The sequence below is a fragment of the Desulfofundulus salinus genome (genome assembly GCF_003627965.1).
Taxonomy (GTDB): domain Bacteria; phylum Bacillota; class Desulfotomaculia; order Desulfotomaculales; family Desulfovirgulaceae; genus Desulfofundulus; species Desulfofundulus salinus.
Genome location: NZ_RBWE01000001.1, coordinates 1,583,729 through 1,601,915 on the forward strand (window position 1 = coordinate 1,583,729; position 18,187 = coordinate 1,601,915).

16 protein-coding genes are annotated in these 18,187 nt (G+C 58.5%); all 16 read left to right on the plus strand.

All coding sequences use genetic code 11. From position 1 onward, the window contains the following. Positions 1-343: 343 nt before the first annotated feature. Positions 344-2,332 carry a flagellar biosynthesis protein FlhA gene (flhA, locus tag D7024_RS08145; RefSeq protein ID WP_435374072.1) on the plus strand — a complete coding sequence of 663 codons (1,989 nt, stop codon included), beginning with the start codon at positions 344-346 and terminating at the stop codon, positions 2,330-2,332. Continuing rightward, on the plus strand, positions 2,329-3,609 hold the full coding sequence (locus D7024_RS08150) for a flagellar biosynthesis protein FlhF (protein ID WP_121451338.1): 1,281 nt from the start codon (positions 2,329-2,331) through the stop codon (positions 3,607-3,609). The genes flhA and D7024_RS08150 overlap by 4 nt, the downstream gene beginning before the upstream one ends. Next, positions 3,584-4,516, plus strand: a complete 933-nt coding sequence (locus D7024_RS08155; RefSeq protein ID WP_121451339.1) for a MinD/ParA family protein — start codon at positions 3,584-3,586, stop codon at positions 4,514-4,516. The genes D7024_RS08150 and D7024_RS08155 overlap by 26 nt, the downstream gene beginning before the upstream one ends. A 24-nt stretch (positions 4,517-4,540) precedes the next feature. After that, on the plus strand, positions 4,541-5,185 hold the full coding sequence (locus D7024_RS08160) for a flagellar brake protein (RefSeq protein ID WP_121451340.1): 645 nt from the start codon (positions 4,541-4,543) through the stop codon (positions 5,183-5,185). 4 nt (positions 5,186-5,189) lie between these two features. Further along, the gene (locus D7024_RS08165) at positions 5,190-5,942 is read left to right on the plus strand and encodes a FliA/WhiG family RNA polymerase sigma factor (protein WP_121451341.1); all 753 of its coding nucleotides are present in this window, start codon (positions 5,190-5,192) and stop codon (positions 5,940-5,942) included. A 17-nt stretch (positions 5,943-5,959) separates the two neighbouring features. After that, positions 5,960-6,730: a flagellar hook-basal body protein gene (locus D7024_RS08170; protein ID WP_121451342.1), complete on the plus strand. Its 771-nt coding sequence runs from the start codon at positions 5,960-5,962 to the stop codon at positions 6,728-6,730. 70 nt (positions 6,731-6,800) lie between these two features. After that, on the plus strand, positions 6,801-7,601 hold the full coding sequence (flgG, locus tag D7024_RS08175) for a flagellar basal-body rod protein FlgG (protein WP_121451343.1): 801 nt from the start codon (positions 6,801-6,803) through the stop codon (positions 7,599-7,601). Positions 7,602-7,664: 63 nt separating this feature from the next. After that, entirely contained in the window at positions 7,665-8,174 is a 510-nt protein-coding gene (locus tag D7024_RS08180; RefSeq protein ID WP_121451344.1) for a chemotaxis protein CheD, read from the plus strand. Position 8,175: 1 nt separating this feature from the next. After that, on the plus strand, positions 8,176-8,964 hold the full coding sequence (locus tag D7024_RS08185; RefSeq protein WP_121451345.1) for a CheR family methyltransferase: 789 nt from the start codon (positions 8,176-8,178) through the stop codon (positions 8,962-8,964). Beyond that, positions 8,961-9,590 (plus strand): chemotaxis protein CheC, encoded by a 630-nt coding sequence (locus tag D7024_RS08190; protein ID WP_121451346.1) that lies wholly within the window; start codon positions 8,961-8,963, stop codon positions 9,588-9,590. Before D7024_RS08185 ends, D7024_RS08190 begins: the two co-directional genes overlap by 4 nt. Positions 9,591-9,612: 22 nt before the next feature. Further along, positions 9,613-9,987 carry a response regulator gene (locus tag D7024_RS08195; RefSeq protein ID WP_121451347.1) on the plus strand — a complete coding sequence of 125 codons (375 nt, stop codon included), beginning with the start codon at positions 9,613-9,615 and terminating at the stop codon, positions 9,985-9,987. Positions 9,988-10,008: 21 nt separating this feature from the next. Continuing rightward, positions 10,009-12,255, plus strand: coding sequence for a flagellar motor switch phosphatase FliY (gene fliY, locus D7024_RS15510; protein ID WP_341466964.1), 2,247 nt, complete (start codon positions 10,009-10,011; stop codon positions 12,253-12,255). Between the two features lie 168 nt (positions 12,256-12,423). Further along, positions 12,424-14,841: an O-antigen ligase family protein gene (locus tag D7024_RS08205; protein ID WP_121451348.1), complete on the plus strand. Its 2,418-nt coding sequence runs from the start codon at positions 12,424-12,426 to the stop codon at positions 14,839-14,841. A 4-nt stretch (positions 14,842-14,845) separates the two neighbouring features. Then, positions 14,846-15,682: a Wzz/FepE/Etk N-terminal domain-containing protein gene (locus D7024_RS08210; protein WP_121451349.1), complete on the plus strand. Its 837-nt coding sequence runs from the start codon at positions 14,846-14,848 to the stop codon at positions 15,680-15,682. 7 nt (positions 15,683-15,689) lie between these two features. Next, positions 15,690-17,018, plus strand: coding sequence for a nucleotide sugar dehydrogenase (locus tag D7024_RS08215; protein WP_121451350.1), 1,329 nt, complete (start codon positions 15,690-15,692; stop codon positions 17,016-17,018). Further along, entirely contained in the window at positions 17,015-17,977 is a 963-nt protein-coding gene (locus tag D7024_RS08220) for a Gfo/Idh/MocA family protein (protein WP_121451351.1), read from the plus strand. Before D7024_RS08215 ends, D7024_RS08220 begins: the two co-directional genes overlap by 4 nt. Positions 17,978-18,187 lie beyond the last annotated feature (210 nt).

Consider the following 18,187-nt stretch of genomic DNA (forward strand, 5'->3'; position numbering starts at 1 on the left):
CGGTTACAGCACCCGGTGAAGCGAGGTCGCCGGCTCGGCTCTCGAGGACGCCAAACGAAAGCAAATGGAAGAACACCTGTTGGTGACACATCGGGCAGTTTAATATGGTCGTGAGGTAACAGTGTCGATGGTAATCCGCAGAGAGCCAGAGCCGGCCCGAAGCGAACCGCGGTGCTGTCGGCGCGAAGCACTGGAGTGAGCGAGGACAGCGCCGCACCCAACCGGGTTCACTGAACATTTACAGGAGGGACAAACTGTGCCCGCACCCGGCACAACCTTGAGATCACAACTGAAACGCAACACTGACCTGCTTATCGCCGGCCTGATCGTGGGCATCGTGCTGATGATCATCATCCCCATGCCCCCCAGGGCCCTGGACGTACTGCTTTCCATCAGCATCACCCTGGGGCTGGTGATCCTGCTGATTACCATGTTCACCACCGAGCCCCTGCAGTTTTCCATCTTTCCGGCCCTTTTGCTGGTAACCACCCTGTACCGGCTGGCCCTGAACATCTCCTCCACCCGGCTGATCCTGGGGCAGGGGTACGCGGGCAACGTCATCGACGCCTTCGGACACTTTGTGGCCGGGGGCAACTACGTGGTGGGATTCATAGTTTTCATCATCATCACCGTGATCCAGTTTGTAGTAATCACCAGCGGTGCCGGCCGGGTGGCCGAGGTGGCCGCCCGGTTTACCCTGGATGCCATGCCCGGCAAGCAGATGAGCATTGACGCCGACTTCAACTCGGGGCTGATCACCGAGGCCGAGGCCCGGGAAAGGCGCAGGAGGCTGCAGCGGGAGGCCGATTTTTACGGCGCCATGGACGGTGCCAGCAAATTTGTGCGGGGGGACGCCATCGCCGGCATCATCATCACCCTGATCAACATCCTGGGGGGTATCGCCATCGGCACGCTGCAGATGGGCATGCCCGTATCCGAAGCCCTGCGCACCTTCACCGTGCTTACCATCGGGGACGGGCTGGTGACCCAGGTGCCTTCGGTGCTCATTTCCACGGCTGCCGGCATCCTGGTTACCAGGGCCACCTCCGATGCCAGCTTCGGCACGGACATCTCCCGGCAGTTTACCGGTTTTCCCCGGATCCTCTACCTGGTGGCGGGGATCCTCTTCGTGCTTGGATGCATCCCGGCCATGCCCAATATCCTTTTCCTCCTGCTGTCGGGAATCAGTTTCGTCGCCGGAAGAACCTTAGTGCAGGAAAAGCAAAGGGAGGAGGCCCGCCGGCAGGAGGCCAGGGCCAGGCAGCAGGTGCAGGAAACCCGCCGGGAACCGGAAAACGTGACCACATACTTTCAGGTGGACCCCCTGCAAATTGAAATCGGCTACAACCTCATTCCTTTGACCGACGAGTCCCAGGGCGGGGATCTGCTGCACCGGCTGGCTGCAGTGCGCCGGCAGTGCGCCATAGAAATGGGTATTTACGTGCGGCCCATCCGTATCCGGGACAACCTGCAGCTGGCCCCTAACGCCTATGTCTTTAAAATCCGGGGGGAACAAACCGCCAGTGGAGAATTGATGCCCGGCTACTACCTGGTGATGGACCCCACGGGGCAGGCCACCGGTATACCCGGCATACCCACCAATGAACCCACCTTCGGGCTACCGGCCTGGTGGGTGCCGGCCGGTGAAAAGGAAAGGCTGGAGCTGGCCGGGCTTACGGTGGTGGATCCTTCTACCGTTATGGTTACCCACCTGACGGAATTCATCAAGGCCCACGCCCACGAGCTGCTGGGCCGCCAGGAAGTGAAGGAACTGCTGGAGGCCATTAAAGAGAAGGATCCGGCGGTGGTGGAAGAACTGGTTCCCGATCTGCTGACCCTGGGCGAAGTGCAGAAGGTGCTGCAAAATCTCCTGCGGGAAAGGGTGCCCATCAGAGACCTGGTGACCATTTGCGAGGCCCTGGCCGATGGAGCCCGCTTAAACCGGGACAGCGATTTTCTTACCGAACACGTGCGCAGCCGTCTTTCCCGCACCATCAGCCGGCTCTACCTGACGCCCGAAAACAAACTGGCCGTGCTCACCCTGCACCCCCGGCTGGAGCAAACCATTACGGATTCCATCCAGCAGACCCAGATCGGGGCCTACCCGGTGCTGGAACCCGGGCTGGCCAGAAAGATCCTGGAAAGGCTGCAGGAGCAGGCCGAAAAGATGAACCTGAAGGGCCTGACCCCGGTGGTGCTCTGTTCTCCCCGGATAAGGTTACCCTTCCGGCGCTTGATTGAACGCAGCCTGCCGGCAGTGGCTGTGTTATCCGTGAATGAAATCGCACCCGGTATCGAAGTGGAAGTGGTGGGGACGGTGATTGTGGAGTGAAAATTAAAAAATATATCGTCAGGGAAATGCAGGAAGCCATGCGCCTGATCAGGGAGGACATGGGACCCGATGCGGTGATTATCGGCAGCTACCGCCTGCCCAGGAAGAGCATTTTTGATTTTTTCCGCCCGCCGCAGCTGGAAGTAACCGCGGCCCTGGACGAACTGCCTGCGCCCCCCGCCCCGGCGGAACTGCCTCCGGGAAGGCCGCCCGGAGCTGAACCTCCTGCCACAAGGGAAGTAGTAACTCCCGGGACGTTTCCCCCACCTTCGACTACGCCCCCGGGGGTGCAGCGGACCCGGAGGGAAGGGGTGATGTTCCCGGGAGAAAGCACTTTCAACAAAGTTGACGCCGGACAAATATTACCTCCCGGTATAAAAGCAGCCGCAAATCCAGGACCGGAAAAGGAGGAAAACAATCCCACCTCCTTTAATATAATCCTGAAACAACAGGAGGAAGCCATGATGGGCGGGGACGTTCTTGAAAGATGGCGCCGGCGCCTGCTGGACATGGAAGTGATGGAAAGAGTGGTGGAAGACCTCCTGCATGGTCTTGAGGCGAACAATTCCGCCGGGGATAGCGAAGATTTTTTGCTGCTGCAGTTAAAGAAACGGGTGGCCTCCCTGGTGGAAGATGTCTATTCTGAACGGGACCACAGCGGCAGAATCCATGCCTTTATCGGCCCCACGGGAGTGGGCAAAACCACCACCCTGGCCAAACTGGCCACCAGACAGGCCCTTTTCGACCAGAAAAAAATAGCGCTGATCGCCGTGTACAGCCACCGCTTCGGGGTGGTGGAAGAACTGAAATTTTACGGCCAGACGATTGACGTGCCGGTGGAAGTGGTGATGACCCCGGCGGAACTGGCATCGGCAGTGGAAGCCCATCAAGACAAGGAGGCCGTTTTCATCGATACCGAGGGTATTTCCTGCCGTAATGCCAGCCAGCTGCTTAAGTTAAAGGGGTTTATGGACGCCCTGCCGCCATCCCGCCGGATTTTCCTGGTCCTGAGCGCCACCACCCGCAACCGGGATCTTTTACATATGGCCCGGGAATTTGCCCGGGTGGGATATTCGGATTTCATTTTCACCAAGCTGGATGAAACCCAGACCCGGGGAGGGGCGTTAAACCTGATCCACCAGATGCGCCGTCCACTGGCCTACGTTACCGGCGGGCAGAATGTCCCCGACGATATTTCCGGCATGACCCCCCAGCGGCTGGCCGCCCTTCTCCTGGAGGGGGTCGAAAATAATGTGGGGGCGGGCTTCCGGGGTTAAGGGGGGGCGCATCTTTGGCCGCGTCCCGGGTGACAGCCCCCCGGCAGGCGTCAACCCGGATGAAGACGTGGTTCCGCCAGCGGAGTCCCGGACTGCCGTGGCCCGGGTCATCGCCGTCACCAGCGGCAAAGGTGGGGTGGGCAAAAGCAACCTGACGGTAAACCTGGGGCTGGCCCTGGCCGCTTTAAACCAGCGGGTGATTATCCTGGACGCCGACCTGGGCCTGGCCAATGTGGAAGTGCTCCTGGGAATAAGCCCTCCCTGTACCCTCTACGACTGCCTCTACAGGGACCGGGATATCAGGGAAGTGCTGGTGCCCGCTCCGGGAGGAGTGCAGTTCATTTCCGGCGGTTCCGGTTTTCTGGAACTGGCCAACCTGGACCGGGCCCGCTGGCAAAGGCTGCTTTCATCCCTGGCCCTTTTGGATAACCTGGCCGATTTCATTCTCATCGATACCGGGGCGGGTCTTTCCAAAAATGTGCTGGGCTTTCTGGCCGCCGCCGGGGAAGTAATCGTGGTCATTACCCCTGAACCCACCTCTCTCATGGACGGTTACAGCCTGATCAAGGTACTGGCCCGCTTCAAGGTACACCGGGAGGTCCTGCTTGCAGTCAACCGGGCCGGCAGCGAACAGGAGGCCCTGGCCACGGTCCGCCGGGTGGAAACGGTGGCCGGCCGTTTTCTGGGCCTGCCGGTCGTCTACCTGGGTGCCATTAATGAGGACCGGGCGGTGATCCGGGCCGTGCGGAACCAGAGGCCTTTTTACCTGGCGGAGCCCCGCTCCCAGCCCGCCAGAAGTGTAGCCGCCATGGCCCGCTGCCTCACCGGCGGCGGGTCCCGGGAGGAACCGCCCCGGCCGGGATTACGGGGTTTTGTGCAGCGCCTGGCCAGGCTATTTGACCGTTAAGGAAATTATGGGGGGGCAAACATATTGTTGGACCAGTTAAAGATAAATCAAAAGATACAGGTGGCCCGGGAGGGGGAAAGGGACTGGTACGCCTCCACCATCCAGGACATCAAAGGCGGTGAACTGCACATCGCCCTGCCCCGCCTGCGGGGGGATGTGCTTGTCCTGACGCCGGGCGATAATGTAAAGGTCCGTTTTTTCGACGAAAATGCCAGCTTCATTTTCCCCGCCCGCTGCCTGGGGCGTACCATAGAAGCCATACCCCTTTACCGCCTGGCTCCCACGGGAGATTGCCAGCGGGTGCAGCAGCGCCAGCACGTGCGTCTGAAGACTCTCCTCGATGTCCACTACGCCCATCCTCCGGAGAAAAACCGCCGCCCCCGGTACAAAAAAGCCTTTACGGTGGACATCAGCGGCGGGGGTATGCTTCTGGCCATGGACGAACCGGTCCTGCCCGGCAGGGAACTGCTGGTGGAGTTCAACCTGCCCCTGCGCACCGGTGCCCGGAAGATGGAACTCCGGGGCCGGGTGGTGCGTCTTCAGGAAAGGGAAAAGTCAAAATACCACGTGGCCCTGGAGTTTGTGGATATTACAACCGCCCAGCAGGATCTGATCATGCGCTACATTTTCCAGTGCATGGCCGAACATGTCCGGCTCACCAGGATGTGAGAGCGTGGATAATAAGGAAAAGCTCTGGCAGGAGTACAAGCGAACGAAGAGCCCGGAAATCCGCCACCAGCTCATCCTGTCTTATCTCTGGCTGGTCAAGTACCTGGCCGGCCGGCTGGCCGTCAAGCTGCCTGCGTGCATGAGCCAGGAGGACCTGGAAAGCTGTGGTATTTTTGGATTAATAGAAGCAATCGACAAATTCGACCCCGACATGGGGTGCGATTTTGAAGCCTACGCCAGTATCCGGGTGCGGGGAGCCATGCTGGACGAAGTACGCCGGGCCAACTGGATGCCCCGTACCCTGTGGTACAAGCTGCAGCGGCTCAGGGCCACCCGGGAGAGGCTGGAAAACATGCACCAGGAAAAGGTATCCATGGAGGCAGTGGCGCAGGAAATGGGTATTTCCCAGGCCGAAGTGCACTACCTGGACAACCAGCTGTACCGACTGTTCACCCTTTCCCTGGATGAAATGGTGGCCGCGGGCAACGGTGAGCCCGTCCGGCTGGGGGACCTGCTGCCCGACGAAACCAGCCCCGACCCCCTGGACCGCATCACCGAGGAGGAAAACAAGGAACTTCTGGCCCGTGCCGTGGCCAGCCTGCCGGAAAAGGACCGGCTGGTGCTGGCCCTGTACTACCAGGAGGGGCTTACTTTAAAGGAAATCGGGGCCGTGCTGGAGGTTTCCGAATCAAGGGTCTGCCAGCTGCACAGCCGGGCCATCAACCGCCTGCGCAAGAAGCTGGCGGAACTGAGCTGAAAGGGGGAACCCTGATCATGATCCGTGGCATTTATACGGCCGCCTCCGGCCTGGGCGTGCAGCAGGCCCGGCTGGACGTGCTGGCCAACAACCTGGCCAACGCCTCCACCAGCGGCTTCAAGGCAGACGGCGTCATTCAAAAACCTTTTCCCGAACTCCTGCTGGTGGAACAGCAGGACCGGGGACCCGCGGCAATCGGGCCCCGCTGGCGCTATGTGGGCGTAACCAACCAGGGCGTGGCCGTCACCCGGGTGGTAACCAATTTTTCCCCCGGTTCCCTGAAACCGACGGGCAAAAACACCCACCTGGCCCTGGCCACCGCCAATACATTTCTGGTGGTTCAAACACCACAGGGGGAACGTTACACCCGGGACGGCGACCTGGCGATAGACGGCGAGGGCTACCTGGTGGACTCCCGGGGCAACCGGGTGCTGGGGGAAACCGGCCCGGTGCAGGTGGAAAACGACGATTTCCACATAACTGCCGGGGGAGAAGTTATTCTGCCCGGCCAGGGAACAATAGGCCGCCTTCGTATTGTACAATTTGCCGATCTCAACCTGCTGGCCAAAACCGGAGACAACTACTACACCGCTCCGGCCGGTAGCGCCCAGCCGGCGGCCAATCCCGAAGTGCGCCAGGGCTATCTCGAAGGAGCCAATGTGGATCCCGCCGCTTCCATGGTGCAGCTGGTCAGCGCCATCCGTTCCTACGAGGCCAACCAGCGCATCCTGCAGGCCCAGGATCAGCTTCTGGACCTGGCGGTCAACCGGGTGGGAGCGCTGCGGTAACGCCGCTCCTTAACATGGAAACGACCTGCTGCCCGGGCGATAAGACATATCCTAATGAGGTGATCATCCCATGCTGCGAGCCCTTTCGACCGGTGCTGCGGGGCTGGCCGCCCAGCAGATCTGCCTGGACACCTGTGCCAACAATCTGGCCAACATCAACACGCAAGCCTACAAAAAACAGGGGGTTAGCTTTGCCGACCTGCTCTACCAGGAAATGGGTCGCGAGGGTATCCCCGCCGAAAGACAAACTGCGCCGGGAGCAAACACCCCCGGCCCCACGCCCCCGGAGGGAGGCGGTGTGCGGGCGGCCGCAATCTCCCGGGATTTTCGACCCGGCAGTTTGATCCGGACCGGACGGCCACTCGACGTGGCCATCCAGGGTAAAGGCTTTTTCCGGGTGCAACTGCCCGGCGGCGAATACGCCTACACCAGAAATGGCAGGTTTACCGTGAGTTCTGACGGGCGCCTGAGCACTGAACAGGGTTATCCCCTGGAACCGGAAATAATTTTGCCCCCCGGATATCAGTCCGTCACCCTTCATTCCGACGGGCGGGTGACGATAATAAACAGTGATCGGCAACAGGAAGAGGTGGGCCGGCTCACCCTTTACTCCTTCACCAATCCGGCGGGTCTTGCCGCCCGGGGGGAAAACCTTTACCTGCCCACGGCAGCCAGCGGCGAAGCGGCGGAATATTACCCGGGGACCGGCGGCGCGGGTACTTTAATCCAGGGCTGTTTGGAGACCTCCAACGCAGACCTGGCGATAGAGTTAACCGGCCTTATTGAAGCCCAGCGCGCCTACCAGCTGAATTTACGGGTAATCAGCTCGGCCGATGAAATATGGAGTATGGCCAACAACCTGCGCAAATAAAAGGGGTAGCCGGCCCGGGGCAGCCGAAAAACCCCGGCAGGCAGTCTAAAAAGGAGGAATGGAATGGAGCCGGCCAAAGCCGCCAGCGACCCTGTGGAAATACAGGTCGGCATAGCCGACTATAAAATCGGCAGGGACCCGGCCCGGCTGATTACCCTGGGCCTGGGTTCCTGCGTGGGAGTCAGCCTCTACGATCCCGTGCTCAAACTGGGCGGGCTTTTACACCTGATGCTCCCCGACAGCACCCAGTTCAGCAACGTCACCAAGCCGGCGAAATTTGCAGACCTGGGTATACCGCTACTGATCGACGAAATGAAAAAACGCGGCGCCCAATTGTCCCGCCTGCAGGCCAAGCTGGTGGGGGGGGCCCAGATGTTCTCCGGCCTGGACAACAAAATGGTTTTGAATATCGGGCAGCGCAATGTGGAAAAAGCCCGGGCGTTGCTAAAGGACGCAGGTATTCCCATCCTGGCGGAAGAAGTGGGAGGCAACCGGGGACGGACCATGATTTTCGACACCAGCAACGGCAAGGTGAGCATCCGTATGCTGGGGAGCAAATTGAAGGTGATCTGAAATGGATTTTGCCCGGTTCAAGGAAATGATACGCCAGCACTTTCGCCTGGACCTGAACAGCTATAAGGAAACCCAGTTGAAAAGGCGCCTGGATGCCTATCTGCTGCGGCGCCATCTTCCTGACTACGGCGCTTTGTTCCATAGTCTCAAAAACGACCCCGGAGCCTACCAGTCATTTCTGGATTATCTAACCATAAACGTGTCGGAATTTTTCCGGGACCCGGAAAGGTTCCGGGAGCTGGAAAGCGTTATTTTACCCGCCCTTTTAAAAGAAAAAAGAACGCTGAAAATATGGAGCGCCGCCTGCGCGGCGGGCGCCGAGCCTTACTCGGTGGCCATCATCCTGGATGAACTTACCCCGGGACACCCGCACCACCTGGAGGCTACGGATATAGATCAAAACATCCTGGTCAAAGCAAAGGAAGGCCGGTATCCTCCCGAGGTTGTACGCAACGTAAGCCCGCAGCGGCTGGCCCGGTTTTTCACCCGGGAAAATGGTTCTTTTATCATTAATGAAAATATCCGCCGGCGGGTGGCCTTCCGGCGCCACGACCTGCTGAACGATCCCTTCGGCCAGGGCTATGACCTGATCCTGTGCCGCAACGTAACCATTTATTTCACCCGGGAAGCCCAGGACAGGCTGAACGAGAAACTTGCCCGGGCCCTGGCCCCGGGAGGGGTACTGTTTATTGGAGGAAGCGAGATGATTTTTAATTATCAGGAACTGGGGCTGGAAAAATTGCGCACCTGTTTTTACCGCAAGCGGCGGTCAAAGGGGGGGGGCTTTTGAGCTACAGGCATCTTTCACCGGTGGAACTGGACGCCCTTAAAGAAATCGGCAATATCGGGCTGGGCAACGCCGTAACTTCCCTCGCCCAGCTGATTAACCGGCGGGTGAACATGCGCGTGCCCCGCAGCAGCTTTCTGCCCTTTGAAGAAATGATTGAGCTGGTGGGGGGCTACGAGGAGCTGGTGGGGTGCGTGAGCCTGCGGGTGCTGGGCGATGCGCCGGGAATAGTCTTATATATTTTTGACGGGGAAAGCACCCTCCACCTGGTGGACATGCTCATGGGGCTGCCGGTGGGGACGACCGGGGAACTGGACGAAATGGCCCAGTCTGCAATTAAGGAAATCGGCAACGTACTCACCGGTTCCTTTGTCAGTGCCATCAGCATGATGACCGGCCTGAACATGGTCACAACCGTGCCGTTGTTTGCCTTCGACATGCTGGGGGCGGTTCTGACTTCCCTGATGGTGGCCGCCGGCAGGGTGGAAGACCAGGTGCTGGTTATTGAAACCGAGCTATTCCACGATGAGGAAACATTGATTAAAGGGCACTTTTTCCTGCTCACCGAACCGGGTGCCATCGACCGGCTGATGGCCGCTCTCGGTTTCAACGAAGGGCAGAGCTCTTAAAATATGTGAGGGGGAAACAGCATTGGGTAAAAGGATCCTGGTGGTGGACGACGCCGCCTTCATGCGCATGATGATTAAAAACATCGTTACCAAAAACGGCTATGAAGTGGCGGGGGAAGCAGAAAACGGTAAGCAGGCCGTAGAAATGTATGTAGAATTAAAACCCGACGTGGTCACCATGGACATCACCATGCCCGAGATGGACGGCATTGAGGCGGTGAAGGCCATCCGGGCCGTCGATCCCAACGCCAACATCATCATGTGCAGCGCCATGGGCCAGCAGGCCATGGTCATGGACGCCATCCAGGCCGGGGCCAGGGATTTCGTCGTCAAGCCTTTCCAGCAGGACCGTCTCCTGCAGGCCATTGAGCGGGTGCTGTCCCGTTCCCGCAAGTAATACCATAAGGAGGCGTGTTGAATGCAGGAAGTCCTGAGCCAGGGGGAAATAGATTCCCTTCTGGCGGCCCTCACCTCCGGTGAACTGAGCCTGGAGGAGGCAAAGAAGCCCCCGGCTCCCGCGGTAAAATCCTACGACTTCCGCCGGCCGAACAAGTTTTCCAAAGAACACCTGCGCACCCTGGAAATGCTGCACCAGCATTTTGCCCGGCTTTTGTCCAGTTTTCTTTCCGGCTACCTGCGGGCCGCGGCCAGCGTGGAACTGGCTTCGGTGGGGCAGATAATCTATGAAGAATTCATCCGCTCCATTCCCAGCCCTACGGCCCTGGCCGTTTTCAGTTTGAACCCCCTTGAAGGTTCGGCACTGATGGAAATCAACACCCAGGTGGTTTTCCCCATGCTGGACCTGCTTTTCGGCGGGCCGGGTACCTCCACGGATCAGGTGCGGGAACTGACCGAGATCGAGGTGACGGTGGTAAAACGGCTGGTAGAACGCATTCTGGAGCACCTGGCCCAGGCCTGGCATGATTTTTATATGGTAGAACCGGAAGTCCAGGCCATCGAAACCAACCCCAGAATGCAGCAGCTGTACTCACCCAATGAAGTGGTGGCCCTGATCACCTTTGCCGTATCCATTAACGAAGAAGAGCGGGGTTTTATCAACCTGTGCCTGCCGTACATATTGATGGAGCCGGTGATATCCCGGCTTTCGGTGCGCCAGCAGTTCAGCCGCCAGGTGGGGGGCCCCCGCCCCGAGGATCAGGAGCGGCTAAGCTACTGGCTGGGCTTTTCCCGGGTGGAACTACAGGTGGTCCTGGGGGAAACGGAAATCACCGTATATGAATTGCTGCAGCTGCAGGAAGGAGACGTGATAGTGCTAAACCGCCATCTAAACCAGGACCTGGACCTATACGTGGAAGGGGAGCGCAAGTTTGGAGTGCAGGCCGGCCGGGTGGGACAGAATATGGCGGTGCAGGTGGTATCGCTTTTCGGGGAGGAAATGAATGGTGCCGATAACAATCAGTTTTTAAGTCAGGAAGAAATAGACGCCCTGTTAAAAGCTGCTGCCGGAGAACCTGCGCCGGAAGCGGCGGATGAGGTGGCGGCCACGGCCGCGCCTGCCCTGGAAGTGGAGGTCCCGGCAGACGGCCCCGGGGAAACTCCAGAACCGGCACCCGGGGAGCCGGCTGGCGCCAGCCAGGCAGCGGGTGAAGCGCCCACCGCAGGCTGCAGGCCGGCGGTGGACCTGACCCCCGAAGAAAGGGACGCCCTGGGGGAGATCGGAAACATTTCCATGGGGTCGGCAGCCACCACCCTGTCCGAACTGCTGAGCCAGAAAGTAACCATTACCAGTCCCCGGGTAGTAACCTGCACCCAGGAGGAGTTTTTTTCCACCTTCAAGGTGCCCTATGTAATCATTCAGGTGGAGTTTAAGGAAGGGCTCAAGGGGTTCAACGTGCTCATCATCCAGTTAAAGGACGCCATGGTCATGGCCGATTTGATGATGGGCGGCGACGGCACCAACGTGGCCGAGCAGATTTCCGAACTGGAGCTTTCAGCCGCATCGGAAGCCATGAACCAGATGATCGGCACGGCCTCCACCTCTCTGGCCACCATCTTCCGCCGTACCATCAACATCTCCCCGCCCCAGACCACGGTACTGGAGGTGTCCGAAGGAGGGGCCGGTTACCGGCTGCCCACCGAAGACCCCATTGTCGTGGTTTCCTTCAAGATGACCATCGGCGATCTGGTGGATACGGAGATCATGCAGATCATGAGCCTGGAGACGGCCAAAGAGGAGGCCGCCATGCTTCTGGAGCAGCTGATGGCCCAGACGACAGCTCCCGCACCGGAACCGGCAGCCGGAGAGCAGGAGGCCGTCCCGCCCCCTGAACCACAGCCGGCGGCTGCCCGGGCGGAACCACCCCCGGCAAGGGCTGTGGGGGCACCGCCTGGGGGCGATGAAAGGCGTACTTTCGGCACCTTAAGCGAAGAGGAACAGCGCAAACTGGAGCTGTTGCTGGACATCCCCTTAAAGGTCAGTGTAGTCCTGGGCCGCACCCGGCGGCCGATTAAAGAGGTACTGAGCCTGACTCCGGGAGCCATTGTGGAACTTTCTTCCCTGGTGGATGAACCGGTGGAAGTGCTGGTGAACGGCACCCTGGTGGCCCGGGGGGAAGTGGTAGTGGTAAACGAGAACTTCGGTGTGCGCATCACCAGCATCATCAGCCCGAAAGAGCGGGTGGAACAGCTGGGAACGCGATATTGATTAACCAAGGCGGGTAGAAACCCCGCCTTGAAAAGTAAACGGATCGAATGTACTTTTCTGCAGGAAGATTTTACAATAAAAAAGGAGGAATTACGGAATTATTGTAGAATGCTGTAATTTGTGCCTTAAGAGTCCTGACAAAATTTTGTAACACAAAGGAGCTGGACCATGGCCAAAGCAACTGCCACACCCCCCCGGGTAAATCGCACAAGGGAACTGGCTGCAATGACGGCGGCTGCCCGCCCCTGGACCTACCAGGTCGCCTTTTGGGGACTGGCGGCGCTGCTCTTTTTCCCACCCTTTTTCCGGGGGCTCTTCTTTCCTCCCGAGCAGGAACTGGCCCTGATGGGCGCGGCGGTAATCTTCTGGTTCACCTGGCTCTGGAAGCACGGATGGCGGGATTACAGCTTTCTATCGCACCCGCTGGACTATTTCACCCTGGCCCTGCCGCTGGTGTACATTATTGCCGCCTTCGGGGCGGTTAACTACGGCCTGGCCGTGGACGAAATTGTCAAGAACATCCTGTATTTCCTGGCCTACTGGGTGGCCGTTCAGGTGGTGGAGCGGGAAGAAGATGCCGGCCGGCTGCTGCATGTTATTTACCTGGCTGCCGCCGGTGTAGCATTGGCCGGTCTCTTCACGGCCACCGGTCTGGTATATATAAAGGACGGTTTTCTAAACGGGCGCATTTATTCCACCTTCCAGTACCCCAACGCCCTGGCCAGCTACCTGGCCCTGGCGGGCTTCCTGGGGCTGTTCTTCTGGGCGCACTATGGTTCCCGCACCGTGGGTGAAAGCATCACTGACCGGGTGCTGCTCAAAACCCTGCCCCGGCGCCTGCTGGAATGCCGGCCGTACGGGTATTTTTACGCCGCGGCCAACTTCATCCTCCTGGCCGTGCTCTTCGGCACCAGATCCCGCGGCGGCCTGCTCATTACCGGGGCGGTGTTCCTGCTCTACCTGATCGGGCTGCACTGGCAAAAACGGCTGCCCGTACTGCTGCATGCGCTGTATGTGGGCGGCCTGGGTTATACTACATCCCATAAGTTCATCGCGGCGGCCATGGCCAAGCAGATGGGAACGGCCTGGCTCTGGATCTTGGGCGGGCTGACTCTGGTGCTGGCCGGGCAGTGGGTTTACGCCTTTGCCGGAAAACGCTCTTTATCCCCGTGGCTGGAAGATAAAAAACGGGTGAATGCGGGTTTGGCTTCTATAGTGATCGCCTGTTTGATTGCAGGCACGGCGGTGTTGACCACACACCATCAGGTACTGGAAAAGGTGACAAGCTTTACCTACCTGCGCAACGCCTTTGAACGCACCTACTTTGTGCAGGACGCCCTGGCCATGATTAAAGACCGCCCCGTTCTGGGCTGGGGGGGCGGCGGCTGGGAAGAGGCCTACCGGGCCTACCAGGGCTACCTGTACAACTCCAACGAAGTGCACAGCCACTACTTCCAGGTGGCCGTGGAAACGGGTGTCGTGGGATTACTGGTGCTGCTGGGCATCTGGGCCTCCTTCCTGTGGGCCGCCCACCGGGCGTACTGGAGCGCGCCCGCCAGCAGTACCAGCCGGGCCATGTCCTGGGCCGTAACCACCGGAGCCCTGGCCGTGGGCCTGCACGCAGCAGTTGACTTCGACCTGTCCCTGTCCGCCCTCACCCTGGTCCTGTGGACTCTCTTTGCCTGCGCCAGGGTTTCAGGTTATAATCGTGCTCAAGTTCCAAGCAATAAACTGCAAGCAGCAAAAAAAGGTGGCATTCGGCCCTCAAACCCCGTAGCCCTGGCCGCAGCCACCGCTGCCGGCGCCATAGTGTTCCTTTTTGCCTTCTTCCTGGCCTCTGCCAACAGCTATGCCACCCAGGCAGCCGGATACCTGCAGCAGGGAAACGTCCGGCAGGGCCTGGCCGCCATGCAGAAGGCAGCCGCTTATAATCCTTTCAATGCCGACTACCATACCGTCCTGATGCGCATTTACCTGAGTATGGGCAAGCCACAGCAGGCCCTGGAGGAGGCCCGCCGGTCTGCCGCCCTGAGCCGCTACAGCGCCGGCCGCCAGGCCGATCTCGCCCGGGCATCCCTGGCCGCCGGCAGGTACCAGGATGCTGTAAGCTACGCCCTCCGGGCAGTAGAGCTGGCACCGTACCAGATCGCCTGGTACGAAACTCTGGCCGCCACCTGCGCTGCCGCCGGCCGGGGTGAGCTGCAGGCGGGGAATAAAGACGCCGCCCGCCGGTATCTGGAACAAGCCCTGAAGGTGCCGGAGATGATCCAGGCCCGGGTGGCGGGGCTGGGGGAAGAGGAGAAAAAGCTCTGGGTAGACGCCCCCATGCTCTCTGTTACGCCCGGGGTGCACCTGGGGATGGGGCAGGCCCGGTACCTGCTGGGCGACCTGCCGGGAGCGGAAAAAAGCCTGCAGGCCGCAATGCAGGATAATCAGTTGAAAGGCGAAGCATCCCTCTGGCTGGCCCTGGTGAGAGAAAAGCAGGGTAAAACGGGGGAAGCGAAAAAGCTGGTGAAGGAAGCCGGGCAGATAAACAAAAACCTGGAAGCGGCCTATGAACGGTTGAAGGCGGTCCCGACCCTTTAGGAGGATGAAACAATTGGAAGAAGAACTGGATCTGAGAGATTTGATCCTCATCCTGTGGAAAAGGCGGAAACTTATCCTGGGCATATTCCTGGCCGCTGTTTTGGCCGCGGCGGCAGTCAGCTTTATCATCCCGCCGACCTATGAAGTGAGCACAATCATTGCTCTGGGTGTTTTTCCCGACCCTACCTATACCAGCCAGGCTTCGGCCAGGGAAATCCTGCTCAGCGATGAATTGTTGCTGAACGTCATCTCTGCTTTAAAGCTCGACGTTCCCCGGGAAAAATTCAGGGGCTTCAAGCAGACCATCAAGGTGGAGCCGGTTAATGACACAAACTTCCTTAAGATTTCCATACAGACCACCAACCGTTCCGAAGGCAGGGCCATAGTGGAAAAAATGGTTGAGCTGTTTAAAGAGCGGAGCAGTGCTTCGTACCAGCAGTACAGGCAGCTGCTGGCCGGCCAGCTGGATGCGGTGAGAACCCGTCTGTCCTCGGTTGAAGCGGACATCAAAAAGACACGGGAGGTTCTAAGTGCCATCGAATCCACCACGGGTATTTCGCCGGTGGAAAAGGACCTGCGCCGTTCCCGCACCCTGGAGTACCTCCAGAGCGAAGAGTCCCAGCGCATCGAACTCCTGGACCGTTACCTCGCCCTGCAGAAAGAAATCAATGGATTGAAAGACGTACAGGTCATCCGCGGCGCCCGGGAACCGGTTTACCCGGTTAAGCCGAATAAGAAACTCAACGTAGCCCTGGCCGGGATGCTGGGGTTGATGGTGGGGGTCTTTATGGCGTTTTGTTTGGAATATATCTCCAGAAACCCGCTCAAATTGGAGGATTAAATTCTATATGAAACTGAAAATTTTAGCCCCGAAGGACCAGTTGTTACAAAAGATTAATACGCATACTGCCGTAGTTGGAGTGATTGGGTTGGGTTATGTAGGCCTGCCCTTTGCCGTAGAAAAGGCCAGGGTTGGATTCCGGGTGATTGGTATAGAGCAAAATCCCATGAGGGCCGAAAAAGTGAACCGGGGACAAAATTACATATCCGATGTTAATGATGAAGATTTAAGAGCGCTGGTAAACAAAGGCCTGCTATCGGCAGTTGTGGACTTTTCTACCGTACCCGAAATGGATATTATCGTTATTTGCGTACCAACGCCTTTAACCAAGAACCTAACGCCCGATCTCCAGTACGTGGAGAAAGTAACCAGGGAAGTGGCCCGCCGGCTTCGGCCCGGACAACTTATCAGCCTGGAATCCACCACCTATCCCGGAACCACCGAGGAAGTTATGCTTCCTCTGCTTGAAACTTCAGGCTTAAAAGTAGAAGAAGACTTTTTTCTGGTTCATTCTCCCGAGCGGGTCGACCCCGGCAACCGACGATATACCACGAGAAATACCTCCAAGGTTGTGGGAGGTATAGGACCTAATTCACTGGAAGTAGGTGTAACATTTTACAGCCAGACAGTAACAAAGGTAGTGCCCGTGTCCAGTGCGCGGGCTGCCGAACTGGTGAAAGTCTTTGAGAACACCTTCCGTGCCGTAAACATAGCCCTGGTGAACGAGCTGGCCATGCTCTGCGACCGAATGGAGCTCAATGTGTGGGAAGTGCTGGATGCTGCCTTTACGAAGCCCTTTGGCATCATGCCCTTTTACCCGGGCCCGGGTGTGGGTGGCCACTGCATACCCATCGACCCCCACTACCTGGAGTGGAAAGCCAAGGAGCTGAATTTCAACACCCACTTCATTGCCCTGGCCGGGGAAATAAACCGGAGGATGCCGGAATTTGTGCGGCAGAAAGCGCTGCGGATCTTAAACCGCCTGGGAATTCCGTCCTCCAGGGCTCAAATACTGGTTCTGGGTATGGCCTATAAAAAAGACATCGCCGACCACCGCGAATCACCGGCCCTGGAAATAATCAGGCTGCTGCGGAAGGACGGCGCCCGGGTGCTGTATCACGACGATCTGGTACCGTTTATTAACGACCGGGATCTAAAGATGGCCTCGGTGCCCCTTACTGAAAAAGTGCTGCGTGAAAGCGACCTGGTCATCATCGTCACCGACCATTCGCATATCGACTATAACCGGGTGGTGGAGACAGCCAGGCACGTCCTGGATACCCGCAACGCCACGCGCCACGTTAAAGACAACAGGGAAAGGATCACGCTCTTATGAAAGTGGGAGTAATAGGAGCGGGCAACTGGGGCAGGAATCTGGTCAAAAAATTTTACCGCCTGGGCGAGCTCGCCGCGGTGGCAGAAATAAACCCGGACATAAGGCACAAACTGTCCGCCGAATACCCCGGCGTTTCTTTTCATGACGGCTACCGGGATCTCCTGGAAAAGGACATTCCCGCCGTAGCCATCGCCACTCCGGCACACACGCACTACCGGATAGCCCGGGAGGCCCTGCTGGCTGGCAAGGACGTATTCGTGGAAAAACCCCTGGCATTATCAAAAGCCGAAGCCGAAGAACTGGTGGAATTAGCCGAAAAGCAAAACCGTATTCTCATGGCCGGGCACCTGCTCCTTTACCAGCCGGCCATCCGCTGGATAAAGAACTATATAGATTCCGGAGCCATAGGGAAGGTGGCCTTCCTGGCCCAGGAACGGCTCAAACTGGGCCGGGTGCGGGCAGTGGAGAACGTCCTGTGGAGCTTCGGCGTGCACGACATAGCCGTACTCCTCTACCTGGTAGGGGAAAAACCGCAGGAAGTCAGGGCCGCTGGCCAGCGCTTCTTACAGGAAAACATCGAAGATGATGTACATCTGCACCTCCGGTTTGCCGGCGTAGTGCAGGCCCATCTCCATATCAGCTGGTTGTGGCCGGAAACCAGGCGCCGCCTCACTATAGTTGGTTCGGAAGCTATGCTTACTTATGATGAGCTGGAGCAGGAAGTGGTCCTGCACAAGAAACGGGTGGCACCCGACCTGCAGCATCACGACGGGGGCAGTGAAGTGGTCTTCCGGGGGAGCGAAGAACCCCTTTTGCTGGAATGCCGGCATTTCCTGGAATGCCTGGAAAGGCGGATAAGCCCCCTTTCAGACGGCAGAAGTGCCGTTGAAGTAATAGAGGTCCTGGAAGCAGCAGACGGGCAATTAAAGCGCAGCGGTAAAAAGTCAAGCACTTTTTGAAGGGGAATTGGAAAAAATTTTTAGGGTTAAGCCATAAAAAGGCAATAACAAACCAGGCCCAGAAACTGACAATATCTGGGCATTACCTGCAGTGGTCACACTTAAAGGAGGCGATCAATCACCCCTTTTCCTAGGCGTATAAAGCTGGTTTGAGCGCAGCAAAGCAAAAACCAGCCGGACCAGTTTTCTGGCGGTAAGGACGAGTGCTCT